This window comes from Mesorhizobium sp. M9A.F.Ca.ET.002.03.1.2 (genome assembly GCF_003952365.1).
In the GTDB taxonomy this organism is placed as follows: Bacteria; Pseudomonadota; Alphaproteobacteria; order Rhizobiales; family Rhizobiaceae; genus Mesorhizobium.
In genome coordinates this window covers 4539538-4551758 of the sequence record NZ_CP034443.1, presented here as the reverse complement: position 1 = coordinate 4551758, position 12221 = coordinate 4539538, and the positions used below count along the sequence as shown (strand labels likewise).

The following is a 12221-nucleotide window of genomic DNA, read 5'->3' as shown; positions in this document are numbered from 1 at the left end:
GGTCAGGGGGAAGTGGGCGGCCTATGGCGACAAAGAGCGATGACGAGCGGAGTTTCTTCTCCGAAAACCAGTTCCAGCCTCCAGGGAAAACCAAGGCGAGCCAGGAAAAGCCGCATTATCTCGGCCACCGCGACCGCTTGCGCCAACGGTTCGCCACTGCGGGGTCCGACGCCCTCCTCGACTACGAATTGCTGGAGCTTTTGCTCTTTCGCCTGATCCCTCGCGCCGACACCAAACCCGTCGCCAAGGCATTGCTGACACGCTTCGGCACGCTGGCCGAGGTGCTTGGCGCGCCCGTCGCGCGGCTTGAGGAGGTCAGCGGTATCGGCCCGGCGGTGGCGCTCGATCTGAAGGTCATTGCCGCGACCGCCCAACGAGCGGCACGCAGCGAGATCACGGGCCGCGAGGTCCTGTCGACGTGGACGCAGGTCCTCGAATACTGCCGGTCAGTCATGGCCTTCGAGGAACGTGAGCAGTTCCGTATCCTGTTTCTCGACAAGAAGAACGCGCTGATCGCCGACGAGGTGCAGCAGGTCGGCACCGTCGACCACACGCCGGTCTACCCGCGTGAAGTGGTCAAGCGCGCGCTCGAGCTCTCGGCCACCGCGATCATTCTGGCGCATAATCATCCTTCTGGAGACCCCACACCCTCGCGCGCCGATATCGAGATGACCAAGCTGGTCATCGCGACGGCCAAACCGCTCGGCATTGCCGTCCACGATCACATCATCATCGGCAAGAAGGGCCACTCGAGCATGAAGGGCCTGCTGCTGATCTGAGCAGCGGCCATCGACCGCGCCACGCCTCTCGACGCAACAGCATCAAACCGCGACCGAGATGGTCGGCCAGAGCCCCACGCATTCGGTGCCGGGTGCAGGTCAGTCGTCATGGCTCATCATCAGGTTGGATGCGGTCTGGAAATCAGACACTGCGCCAATGGCACTCCGCAGATTGGCGGCCTTGCCAGCATGAGGAAAATGCTCCCGCCATGCGTCGATATAGGCGAACACCTTTCCGGTCCGGTTGTCCAGAACCACTACATTTCGCCCAAGCTCAGTCGACAATATGAAGGCATGCAGCCGGTCGGTGATGACCGTCCGCGCCGGCCGCAGCAGCGACACCGCGCTTGCCACCTTGGCAGAGGTCACCCAGTCCTGCGTGCCGAGTTTTTTGGAGCGCGGAGCAACCGCGAGAGCGAACTTGCCAAAGCGGTTCCAGGCGACCTGGGCCTTCAGATCGCGCCAGTCGAACACCTCGATTGCCGGTGGGGCCACGGGTTGGGACGCCTCCTGATCGTTGCGCAGGACGGCGCGGAGGTCGGCGGTGGGCGCGGATGGCTCGAAATGCAACGCATGGGCGAGATCCGGGCAAAGCGTGCTTTCGAGTCCAAGCAACCGTTCGAGATCGGCCCGCGACTTTTCCTCACGCGCAAAGAAGATCACCGGCTCCCGATTGCTCAGCACGCGGCGTGTCTCCTCGAGCACCGCGGCATCGGTCTCGGCCGTCCATGCGCAGCTTGCAGGAAGTTGCACGACGGGATTCCTCGGAACGAGCGAAAGAGCGTGTAGGCGCGCGCGGTGGTGCCGGGAATAAAAGTCCCCGAAATTCCCCCCACCCAGAAAATAGATCACGCCGTCGCCGATCGCGGAACGACACCTTTGCGGCGAAAAATTCTTCAGCGCCGAGGTGTAGGCCGGCGGTGTACCGTTGAGCTTATCGAGGACGGCCCGGGTGCCGAGCCAGATTGCCGCATCGCCGGGATTCAAATAATCCGGATAGTCGATCAAGGCATAGGGCGCGTTGGTGCGAACGGGCATAAGCCTGTCGAAAAGAACCGATTTCAGGGATATCGGAGGCCGTCTCTCAGATGGCGTCGAGTTCATCGCCTACCATTCTCGCGTGACCGGTTGTTTCCAGCCATCTCCGGCCCGGCGGCCTGTGTGCCGCATTGACATGGGTTCTATGCCTGAACTGCAACTGGTACAGGCTGTTTCGGACGAAGCGAGCCAAAAAACTCTGGTGGCACGATTGACCTCGACCAGCTTCGATCTCACTGCTCGACAGGTGATCGGCGCGCCGCGACACCGGCGACGGCTGCACAAGCTTGACGCATGAACCGTGTTCCCACCAATGCTTGATAAAAAGATCGACGGGGCGCCCGAACGGTAGGCTTACCCTGGCAAGTTCCCTGGCGGCGGGTCTCGTAATCGCATAGGCGGCGGTCGACATCGGGATAATTCTGGGTGTGCCGTAGCTATAGCCGCTCGGCAGGGTCACCGCATCGCCAAGGGTTTTTACCTTGTTGCTGTAGAGCTTCAGTATGTCCCAGTCCGGTTCCCTGCTGCTGATTTCCGAGAGCAGCTTGTTTATCGAGCCGTCGAATTCGACGTCATCCTCGAAAACGAAAGCGGCTGGAGATTTCCCTGCGCCGATTTGCGCCCAGACGTCGATATGGCTGAGAAAACAGGCGATCTCCGACAGCGCAAGCGCGCGCTTGCTGAACCGCGGCGGCGGATTTGCAACGAAGCGCCGCGCGTCAGCGTCGGTCAACGTTTGCCAATCGTGAGCGGCAACGCGGATGAACGGCAGCCCACAGCGATCCATCAGCGCTTGAGTTGCCGACATACGATCTTGTGCGCGGTCCAGATTGATGATGAAAATGGGCCACATGCGTCAGCGCCCCCCCAACCGCAAACCCGACGTTGCCCGACGGCGAGTTCACACGAAACAATGGCACAAACATTAGGCGCGAGGAAGCGGCACCGCGCGATCTTTGTCCCAGAAAGCTGCTGGGTTGCGGCGCGCGTTATCGATGCGTGGCTGGAAACGGGCCATGAGATCGCCGAAATCTGGTGTTTTGACCCAGGCAGCATGCTTTTGGCCCGCACCGGCGCCTTCCCGGACCGCTTCTTTCCGGGCTGGGATACGGCAAGTCTCATCAGGCATCACGGCATTCCGGTACGGCTTTGCCCACGATTGAAACGGTGGCCCGAGGCTGTCGCTCGCGTTGACGAAACAGGCGCGGACACGCTGCTTACCGTGATGACGCATGAGATCGTTCCGCCGTCGCTTCTCGCGCCCTTCGGCAACAGGGCAATCAACGTCCATCCTGCATTGCTTCCGCACTACAAGGGTCCGTCGCCGCGTGCCGCGATGCTGTTCGACGGCGTCGCTGACAAATTTGGCGGCGTTACCGCGCACATACTGACCCCAGGCATTGACGAAGGTGCGATAATCGGCCAGCGGCATGTGCCGTTCGGCCCAGCCGGCGGCTACGCGCATTGGGACGCGCTTCAGGCTCAGGCTGCGGCTTCCATAGTTCGACATGATCTGATGGATTTCCTCGACGGCGCGAGAGAAGCAGTACCTCAGGAACCGGGATCCGGCAGTTATCGCAAGTGTAGGAATGACGAGTTTCGCATCTCTTCTGCGCTTGAAGTCGATCAAGTGAAGCGACTTTGCAGGTTGTTCGGTCCGGCTGGCCGGCTTGTCTGGAAGCCGGATGGGATCGGGGCAGCGACCCGGACCTATTTCATCAGCGGATTTGAAAAGATCCTGGGGCGACCGACAAGCATGCCGCCAAATGTGAATGCTTGGCATATCGACCTCGACGTCGTCGACGCACGGCTCCGGCTGAGACGGCGCCGGCAATTGGGGCGCTGGCGAAATTCGCTCGACACTGTTGCCGCGATTTTGCATGCAGGCCGGGCCACAGACGTTTGAAAATGAACGTTCCGAAAACGCGCCAGAGGCTCGATGCTGCCACCCCTTGAGCTTTCATTCGACGAACAAAGCGGCATTCCGGATCCGTCCCTGCTGGTCGTCGCCATCAAGGGCGGCGGACTGAGCCGTAGCGTGACCTTCAAATCGTCCGGGCCGGGCTTGCGGAAGTCCGGCGATGTTCTGCTTTGCCTCGGCCTCATCCCCGCGATGGAGCTCGGCTGCGACCTCGTCCTAGATATGCCGGTCGATACGTCGCTGCTCGAAAACGCCCAAAGGATCCAGGCCATGCTCTGCGACTGGTATCCTGGCTACCGGCCAGTGAACATCCACGCGGAACGGACGACCACGCAGTATCCGCCGTCGCGCGGATCCGGCGCGTTCTTCTCGGCCGGCGTCGATTCGTCCTATTCCCTTGTGGATGCGCGATCCCGTCTCGACGGGCTGGTCACCCTGATCGGCGCCGATGTCGCGCTCTCGGATCGTCGCGAAGCCGACCATCTCAAATCCGTGGCTCGAAATGTCGGCGCCGCCTATGGCCTGGAAGCAATCATCATCGAAACCGATATCAGGACGGTGTTCGACCGGATGATAGGTTGGGTCGAATATCATGGAGCGGTGCTTGGCGCGGTCCGCCACATGCTTGCGGATCGGTTCGAAAATCAGCTCATAGCGTCGTCGGCGGATGAATCGTCCTGGACCCGCCGATGGGGCTCGCACCCGGCACTCGACCCCCTGTTCGGCACGGACGGCGCGCGGATCGAGCACCATGGCCTCGTTCACAGGTTGGCGAAAATTCAACGGATTTTGAGCGAGCCCACGTTGATGAACAACCTCAGGGTTTGCGACTACCAGCACGACAATTGTGGCGTCTGCGAAGATTGCACCTTCATGGTGCAGGCGCTGGACACATTGGGCGGGCTGGACCGGGCTCCGACGTTTCCCACCGGCGCTTCGGCTGGCGGACGGATCAAAGTGACCGGCGAAGGAAGCAAGTCGGACCTCTTGCATCTGGAGGCCGCGGCGACCGCCACCGGTCGGTCGCGTCGCCTTGTCGATGAAATCGATCGGGCGATGCGGTGGTACGAGACAAAAAAGAAGATCAACGCCGTGCTGCAACTGCCTGAGCTGAAGCGACGGTTCAAGCGGCTGAAACGCCGCTGCCGATACTGGCGGGCGGCGCTTCGGGATTGAAGCCGGTCCGTCTCGTGCGGCCGTGCTCGTACAGTTGCTTGCAATGGTCGCAGGCGAAGCTCTTCCGGCAGCTCTCGGCCCAACATCGGATCGGCGCTCGCCACTGATAGAGGATGCGCTCCAGATGGTCGATGCCTGATGATTTGATGTAGATCAGTTCGCCGGCCAACGCGGTGGCCATCAGGAAATCGCTCGCTTCCTTGGTGCTCGCGAACACAAACAGCCGGTCCTTGTTGTCCGGCAGCATCCGCGCCACGCGTTCGCTGTTCTGGCCGACAAAAAACACGCGATCGCACACGCCAAGCGCCGCTTGCGCAACTCGTCGATATTTTTGGCTCGATGAGCCCGCATAGTCGGAAATTGTCCCGAAAACCATCGTCCGCCGCAGCGACGTGGAATCGCACACAATGTCGATGCTCGACTGCATCGTCCACAGCGGCGCCTTGACGGTGTCGAGGATAATGGTCGGACCGTCTTCTATTTCATGGACGGAGTCCTTTCCGTGGGACGGCTCCTGCGCTTCTACCGCCTGAATGCACGTCTGCAGATCGATCCCCAGCGCTTGCCCACAGGCAATGGCGGCAAGTACGGACGTTATCCATCTCTCGCCGACCAGCCTTGTCCTGACGGGCAATGTCTGGCTCCCGTCGGTAACGGTAAGATGCAGGCGTTCCGGAAATCTCGAACAATGATCCACAGCGCGGATATCGGCGGCCGCGCTTTTGCCGAACGTTACCACGCGTTCGCTGGTCTTCTGTGCCATCCCCAGAACCAGCGGGTCGTCGGCGTTCAAGACCGCCGTCCCTCCGGGCGGCAGCATTGCCACCAGAGCCGATTTCTCGTCGGCGATCGCTTCCTGGCTCCTGAACTCCTTGTAGTGGTCCGTTCCGATCGTCGTGACCACCGCGACCGTATGCCGAAGAAGGCGCGCCGTCAGCGTCACGGCACCAACCTCGTGGCCGCTGACTTCTTGCACCCAGTAGCGGTCAGACCGGCGGGCCCGGACGATGCTTCTTGCGACACCGTACCGGGTGTTGAAGCCGATCCCGATCCGGGTCGGCCCGACCGCGGAAAGGATATTTCCAAGAAGCGCCACCGTGGTCGATTTGCCGCCGCTGCCCGTCACTGCCACGAGATGCTGCGGTCGAAGGCCCCTTCGCCAAATCATTGCCACGGGAATCCGCCAGCCGCGTCTCATCCCGCGCACCAGCCGGCGCAGGGGCCCTTCCCTCCCGTTGATTTTTTTCCAGAGTCTCAAGTGGAACGGCCGCCTCCGCAAGCGACGATTTAACCGACACTCTCAGCGTTGCGCAATGCCTCCGCGCTGGTAAGACTGGGCACCAGGGCGCGACGTGTTTGCCGGGACGAGTGAGGCGGGAAGGATGCATGGCCAGTCGGCGGAAACACTCGACGCATATTATGCGAACGATACATTTCTGGCCCCGCGCATCTGGGAAGAGGCAAGCCGCTGGTTTCCCAACGAACCTCACATGGTCGAGTTCATCACGGGGCATTCACTTTCGTGCGCCGGCCGCCTGCCGCTGATCTGTCATCGCGGAACGGTTGCGCCGGATGGGCTTGCCGCCATGCGCGATGCCGGGCTCGCGGTCGCGGACACGCGCCTGGTCTATGAGACGCGTGCGCAGTATCGCGACCACCTTCTGTCGCTTGGCGGAAAGGCGCTCAAGGCCGTGACGACCTACTGGACGCCTCCTGAGGTGGCGCCACCGCGCATGACGTGGATCGAGCCTGCGGTCCAGCAATATCTGAACAACAAGGGCAACCTCGCGGAGCTGGTGCCGGAACAGGCCGTTCCCCGGCGAAAATTGGCAGCAGGTGGAGCCGAGGTTACGGCGGCGCTGCACGCCATGCCGCTGCCAACGGTGCTGAAAGTGGCGACAGACCTGCCGAACGGCGGCGGGCAGGACGTCATGATCTGCCGCCGACCACGTCACCGGGCACGCGCGGACCGGCGTTTCGGCAATGGCGACGCGCTGATTTTCGAGGAAGTGCTTAATATCGCCGAAAATCACTGTGTTCAGTATGCCGTACTCGCCGATGCGACGGTCGCCTATGTCGGCGCGTCTTCGCAATTATGCCTGCCCAATGGCGTGCATGCCGGCAATCTCATCGACCCCGATCTCGCTCCTTCCGACGCGGCGATCGCACTTGGTCGCGAAATCGCGCAGCGTGGAGCAGCGTTCGGCTTTCGCGGTATCGCCGGCTTCGACATCGTCGTCACCGGTGACGGCCGTCCGATGGCGATCGACCTCAACTTCCGTCTTGTTTCGAGCACCGCGCAGGTGCTGTTGCATCCCAGGCTTTCGCGCGAGCGGGGACTCATTGTGTCAAGGCTCGCGTTTTGCGCGTTCGACGGCTCCCTGGGCGAGTTGCTGCGGACGTGCCGGCTTCATATCGATGCTGGCTGGCTGGTGCCGTTGGCGATGTTCGACCCCGTTTATGGACATGCGGGTCCCGGGCCGGCACGCGGCCGCTTTCTGATCTTCGGCGAGTCGCAGGGAGCCGTCGCTGCCCGTGAAGCTGTTCTTGAAGCATCCGGTATTCAAATCGCCGGACGCGGACAGAGCTTCGCTGGGCGCACCGGCGCTCTCGTCAAGCGGCTTGTCGTGCGTTTGTCGCGCGGGTGGACGCCATGACGCCTGGACCTTCCCGGAATGATTGTTTTCAGGTGGAAATCATCGATCGTCCGGCTGCGTTCGCCCGTCTCGCCGACGAATGGGATGAACTCGCCAAGGGAGCGGCGGACCTCGCGGTCTTCCGCAGCCATGCATGGGTTTCGCGCTGCTGGCAGCGCCATCAGGCGATGCATGGGCGCTCCATGTACATCGTCGTCATCCGCGACGGCGCGGAATTGGTTCTCGCCGCACCATTCGTGCGCATCGCGGACTGGTACGGAACGGCCACGCTTGCGTGGCTCGATTCGATGACGCCGCTCTACAACGATATCCTCGTTGTGAGCGACCGGCGTTCGGACGCGCTGAAGCAGACGCTATGGCGGCATATCCGGCGGCAATGGTCGATCCGGGCGCTCAAGCTGAACTGCGTTCGCGACGACGCCGAGATCGCACCGCTTCTCGACAACGCCGGCGCCACTCGCACATGGGAAACGGTAGCGCCTGCGCTGGATATATCGGCGTTCACAAGCCGGGACGATTTCCTGGCAAGCCAGTCCTCCAATACGCGCTACAATCTTCGCCGCTACACCAAGCTGATGGAGCGCGAAGGTCCGGTGCGGTTCCGCGAGATAGGCTCGGCCGGGGACCTCGAGGCCTCGATACGTTGGATATTCGCTCAGAAACGGAAATGGGTCGAGGCGCGGTTCGGCGCGGCCAACTGGATTGCAGCCGCGGGTGTCGAGGAGATGTTTCTGGACGTAACCGCGTTCGAATCCAGGCGCGGCCGCGCCAGCGTCATGGCGCTGGAGGCGAAGCAGGAGATCATGGCGGCGGTGCTGCTTTTCAAGTGCGGCGGAACGATCTTTCCGTCAAAACTCGCCTATGACCCCGCGTGGCGAAAGGTTTCGCCCGGCTGGGTGCTGATGATGCACATCATTGGCGAAGCATGTGCGGCAGGCGTGAGATCAGTGGATTTCATGATCGGGCGGGACACGTGGAAAGACCGTTTCGGCGGTCAGTCCGTTGCCGTCAGCAACTATCGCCTGCGCAATGGGCTGTGGCCGTGAAAATCATCTTCGGGCCGGTCTCATCCGTCCGTTTCGTGCAGCGATGAGCCGACCATGCTGTGCGCCTGACGCCCCCAGAGCATGTATTGTTCAGGGCACCTGCGCAGGTCGGCCTCGAACTGATCACGGAAATCGAGCACGGCGCCGGCCAGCGTGGCGAAAGCCTTCGCCGACGGCCGTTCACCTCCGAGGCCTGGCTTTTCGCTTCGAAAGATCTGGATTTCGGTGCCGATCACGGCGTCATAAGTCTCGAAGGGCTGTATTTCGAGCGTTGACATCGAAAACAAGGCGGCACCGCATCGCGCGGCAAAGCTGAGAGGCGTCGTGGCAAACTGCGCATGGCCGGACCCGCCGAGCCGTGTTTCGACGAAGGTCGATCCCGAATAGACATTGTTCGTCATCAGGACCACGCCATTGTTCTTCAGGATGGCGCTGATGCGCTTGGTGACCTGATAGGCGTCGTCGCGGTCGAAAACGATCCTGCCAGCCAAATAGCGATTCTCAACCCGCACCAGAAACGGGTTCAGAAACCGTCTCGCGAAAGCTGAATTCGAAAATCCGTGCTCGGCAACGCTGACCTGATGGCAGGTGATGCCGGCTTCATGCAGCGCCCTCTTGCCGATCAGGTTCTGCGCGGTGAACTGGTTGCACCAGATGATGACGCCGTTGCCGCGTTGCAACGCCGCCTTCACTCCATCGACGCCGCCAAGGCGGATACGCGGCTGCCAGCGCAACCGCGTGAGTTCGCCCGCCAGCAGCATGATGCGGCGATGGCGCGCGTCGCGACCAGCGCGAAAGAGCGCCCGGGCCTGCGATTTGGCGGCGCCGCCAATGACGCACGATACGCTCTCGACGAACCCGGCAAGGTCCTTGCGGGCATGCTTGCCGAGCCGGGCCCCGGCCTGGACGTGGCAAAGGTAAGCCCAATACCGGCGCGGGACGATGACCGCGACCAGAACATCCAGGAGGAGCAGCAGCGCATCGCGAAGATCTTTCTCCCGCACGACCCGCGGCTTTTCTTTCGTCACGGCGCGCCGGGAATAAAACACGACATCTTCGTTGGCCTCGTCGACGAAGACGCGCTGCGTTACCTCTATCTTGAAGTATTTGTCGGCGGGTTTCTGATCGGCCAACTCCCCCTCCGGATCAGCAAGAATTTGCAGGACTTCGCACCTGCCACGAAACGCCGAGGACGGCTTAACGCGGGCGCCGCCCGGAGCAATGCGAGGGCGAACAGTCCCGATGGCACGAAGCGAAGCTGCTGTGAAGCTCTTCGTGTCACGCAGCGACAGATTTTGAATCCGGACCTGGACCCTGGTGGCGCAATTTTGCAGCAGGAACACGGCCTCAAGCCGAATATCGCGTTATGACACATCGGCAGTCACCCCTGCTTTAGAATTGAAAGAATTTCAAAAAGAAACAACTTGAAGAACGGAATTCCGTAAAATCGGGATTTCAGCAAGCCGCTCAGGAAAGATTCCGCAACAATTGGAAATGAGTTCTATTGAGAGCATGGCGGCCGCTTGCTAGCGTTGAAGCGCTTCAATTGGGTCGAACACGTGCAGCGCAAGCGCCCCACCATTGCCGATGTCGCACATGCCGCCGGCGTTTCCATCGGCACGGTGTCGAACTTCATCAACGACACGGCGGTCGTCAAGGACACCACGCGCGAACGCATCCAAAAGGCCATTTCCGATCTGATGTACCGGCCAAGTGCCTTTGCGCGCTCGTTGCCGGGTCACGCTCCGCGCCGGCCGAAGGAAATCGAGGGATTGCCTCGGCTGCTGGCTGTGGGCCGTGTGAGCGTCGATTTTCTCTGCCGTGTCGATGTCCTGCCGCACCGCGACGATCGCATCACGGCCAGGCACATCGAAAAGGCCCTGGGCGGCCCCGCCGCCAATCTCGCTGTTGCCGCCGCTGGCATTGGTGCGCCCTTTGCCCTTGACGTCGAACTGGCGACGGCCGTTGGAGACGATCCCGAAAGCGACTGGGCGCTGGCCGAGCTTTCAAAGCTCGGCGTCCACGCCTTGCCGATCCGGCGCACATTCAACAACCGCCTCTCGCAGGCGATTGTCATCATCGAGCTCAACGGCAGCCGCACGATCATCAGCGAACCGTTCGAACTCAGCGAAGTCGATCTGACCGCGAATATGGATGTTCAGGCCGAGGTCCGCCCGGCCTGCCTCCACATCGAGGGTTTCCACTATGAAAGCATGATCGGTTCCATCGATCGCTTTCATCAGGCAGGTTGGAAAGTAAGCCTGCATTCGGCCGGCTTGCCCCGGAGTTCGAGAACGCCCGAGGCCTTCGTGGACATGGTCAAACGGGTCGATCTGACCTTCATCAACGATGTCATGCTGCGCGAGATTTTCGAGATCCGCACGCCGTTGGCGACAATGATCCAGCAGGTCCGCGACACGCTCGTCCGGGTCAAGCAACGCAGCACGGTCGTGTTGACGCTTGGCGAATTCGGCGCCGTTGTTTTTCCCAAAACCAGCGGACCGCAGATCGAGGTCCCGGCGCTTCCCGTCGACAGGGTCGACGCCACAGGCGCCGGCGACAGTTTTGCCGGCATCTTTCTCGGCCTGTGGCTGCATGGGGCCTCCCTGGAAGAAGCCGCGCGTTACGCTGCCATCGGCGGCAGCCTGACAACCACCGCCGAAGGCGCGCAGGGGCACATTGCAAATTTCGAGGAACTGAAAGCGGCGCTCACGCCGACCAAGACCATGCCGGCCGGCGAGGCCATCGACCACACCGGCAAGAACAGCGAACGGATCGGCGCAAAACACAGGCGGCGCGGACAGGAGATCGTACAATGAGCAAGACAAAAGTCCTTCTGGTTGGAGAAAGCTGGGTCAGCGCGGCAACACACTACAAGGGCTTCGATCAATTCGGCAGCGTGACGTTCCATCTGGGCGCCGAGCCCCTGGTCAAGGCGCTGCGGGACAGCGAATTCGAGCTTGACTACATGCCGGCCCATGAAGCGGTGGAAAAGCTGCCCTTCACCATCGAAGGCCTCTCCCAATACGACGCGATCATTCTCTCCGACATCGGCGCCAACTCGTTGTTGCTGCATCCCGACGTCTGGCTGCACGGCAAGACGGTGCCGAACCGGTTGAAACTGTTGCGGGACTGGACCAACGCCGGCGGTGGCCTGGTGATGGTTGGAGGCTATTTCAGTTTCCAGGGCATCGACGGCAAGGCCCGCTGGCACCGCACGGCGGTGGAAGACGCGCTGCCCGTAACCTGCCTTCCAAACGACGACCGCCTCGAGATACCGGAAGGATTTCGCCCTTCGATCACTGGCTCGAAGGATCACCCGATCCTTGCCGGCATCAAGGGGGATTGGCCTCTCCTTCTCGGCGCCAACGAGGTCGTCGCAAAGGATCGCGACGACGTCGAAGTGCTGGCGTCATTGCCGCAGGATCAGGGTGGACATCCTCTGCTCGTGGTCGGGCGCCATGGCAAGGGGCGCACGGTGGCCTGGACCTCCGACATCGGCCCGCATTGGCTGCCGAACAGTTTTGTCGAATGGCCCGGCTATGCGCGCCTTTGGAGGAACGTGTTGAGCTGGGTGAGCAAGGCAGCCTAATGCATGTCGCGC

At 61.7% G+C, this 12221-nt stretch carries 12 protein-coding genes; 8 read left to right on the top strand and 4 right to left on the bottom strand.

What is annotated here, in order from left to right; translation table 11 throughout:
• Positions 1–23 precede the first annotated feature (23 nt).
• A complete protein-coding gene (radC, locus tag EJ066_RS21955; protein WP_126041593.1) occupies positions 24–779 on the top strand; it encodes a DNA repair protein RadC in 756 nt (251 codons plus the stop codon).
• A gap of 99 nt (positions 780–878) precedes the next feature.
• Here the strand turns inward: radC and EJ066_RS21950 are convergent, their stop codons facing one another.
• Both EJ066_RS21950 and EJ066_RS21945 read right to left on the bottom strand, forming a co-directional pair.
• Complete coding sequence (locus tag EJ066_RS21950; protein ID WP_189644338.1) at positions 879–1817, bottom strand: polysaccharide pyruvyl transferase family protein; 939 nt, start codon at positions 1815–1817, stop codon at positions 879–881.
• 46 nt (positions 1818–1863) lie between these two features.
• Entirely contained in the window at positions 1864–2670 is an 807-nt protein-coding gene (locus EJ066_RS21945) for a glycosyltransferase family 25 protein (RefSeq protein WP_126041589.1), read from the bottom strand.
• Between the two features lie 60 nt (positions 2671–2730).
• Between EJ066_RS21945 and EJ066_RS21940 the strand changes: the two genes are divergently transcribed.
• Positions 2731–3723, top strand: a complete 993-nt coding sequence (locus EJ066_RS21940; protein ID WP_126041587.1) for a formyltransferase family protein — start codon at positions 2731–2733, stop codon at positions 3721–3723.
• A 33-nt stretch (positions 3724–3756) separates the two neighbouring features.
• Positions 3757–4914: a hypothetical protein gene (locus EJ066_RS21935; protein ID WP_126041585.1), complete on the top strand. Its 1158-nt coding sequence runs from the start codon at positions 3757–3759 to the stop codon at positions 4912–4914.
• On the opposite strand, the gene EJ066_RS21930 is transcribed toward EJ066_RS21935, so the two are convergent.
• The gene (locus EJ066_RS21930; protein WP_189644337.1) at positions 4862–6046 is read right to left on the bottom strand and encodes a Mur ligase family protein; all 1185 of its coding nucleotides are present in this window, start codon (positions 6044–6046) and stop codon (positions 4862–4864) included. The genes EJ066_RS21935 and EJ066_RS21930 overlap by 53 nt on opposite strands.
• A gap of 250 nt (positions 6047–6296) precedes the next feature.
• On the opposite strand from EJ066_RS21930, the gene EJ066_RS21925 reads away from it, so the two are divergent.
• Together EJ066_RS21925 and EJ066_RS21920 are read left to right on the top strand one after the other, a co-directional pair.
• The gene (locus EJ066_RS21925) at positions 6297–7571 is read left to right on the top strand and encodes a hypothetical protein (protein ID WP_126041582.1); all 1275 of its coding nucleotides are present in this window, start codon (positions 6297–6299) and stop codon (positions 7569–7571) included.
• Between the two features lie 32 nt (positions 7572–7603).
• Positions 7604–8617, top strand: coding sequence for a GNAT family N-acetyltransferase (locus tag EJ066_RS21920; protein WP_189644336.1), 1014 nt, complete (start codon positions 7604–7606; stop codon positions 8615–8617).
• A gap of 20 nt (positions 8618–8637) precedes the next feature.
• On the opposite strand, the gene EJ066_RS21915 is transcribed toward EJ066_RS21920, so the two are convergent.
• Positions 8638–9108 carry a hypothetical protein gene (locus EJ066_RS21915; protein WP_126041579.1) on the bottom strand — a complete coding sequence of 157 codons (471 nt, stop codon included), beginning with the start codon at positions 9106–9108 and terminating at the stop codon, positions 8638–8640.
• Positions 9109–9177: 69 nt separating this feature from the next.
• On the opposite strand from EJ066_RS21915, the gene EJ066_RS21910 reads away from it, so the two are divergent.
• The 3 genes from EJ066_RS21910 (at position 9178) to EJ066_RS21900 (ending at position 12209) form a co-directional block, all read left to right on the top strand.
• On the top strand, positions 9178–9987 hold the full coding sequence (locus EJ066_RS21910) for a hypothetical protein (RefSeq protein ID WP_126041577.1): 810 nt from the start codon (positions 9178–9180) through the stop codon (positions 9985–9987).
• 153 nt (positions 9988–10140) lie between these two features.
• Positions 10141–11436, top strand: a complete 1296-nt coding sequence (locus EJ066_RS21905; RefSeq protein ID WP_245454958.1) for a PfkB family carbohydrate kinase — start codon at positions 10141–10143, stop codon at positions 11434–11436.
• Positions 11433–12209, top strand: a complete 777-nt coding sequence (locus EJ066_RS21900; RefSeq protein ID WP_126041575.1) for a glutamine amidotransferase — start codon at positions 11433–11435, stop codon at positions 12207–12209. The genes EJ066_RS21905 and EJ066_RS21900 overlap by 4 nt, the downstream gene beginning before the upstream one ends.
• The last annotated feature ends 12 nt before the right edge of the window (positions 12210–12221 follow it).

Coding starts and splice junctions, on each gene's coding strand:
- radC (WP_126041593.1), top strand. CDS start 24: ATGGCGACAAAGAGCGATGACGAGCGGAGTTTCTTCTCCGAAAACCAG.
- EJ066_RS21950 (WP_189644338.1), bottom strand. CDS start 1,817: ATGCCCGTTCGCACCAACGCGCCCTATGCCTTGATCGACTATCCGGAT.
- EJ066_RS21945 (WP_126041589.1), bottom strand. CDS start 2,670: ATGTGGCCCATTTTCATCATCAATCTGGACCGCGCACAAGATCGTATG.
- EJ066_RS21940 (WP_126041587.1), top strand. CDS start 2,731: ATGGCACAAACATTAGGCGCGAGGAAGCGGCACCGCGCGATCTTTGTC.
- EJ066_RS21935 (WP_126041585.1), top strand. CDS start 3,757: ATGCTGCCACCCCTTGAGCTTTCATTCGACGAACAAAGCGGCATTCCG.
- EJ066_RS21925 (WP_126041582.1), top strand. CDS start 6,297: ATGCATGGCCAGTCGGCGGAAACACTCGACGCATATTATGCGAACGAT.
- EJ066_RS21900 (WP_126041575.1), top strand. CDS start 11,433: ATGAGCAAGACAAAAGTCCTTCTGGTTGGAGAAAGCTGGGTCAGCGCG.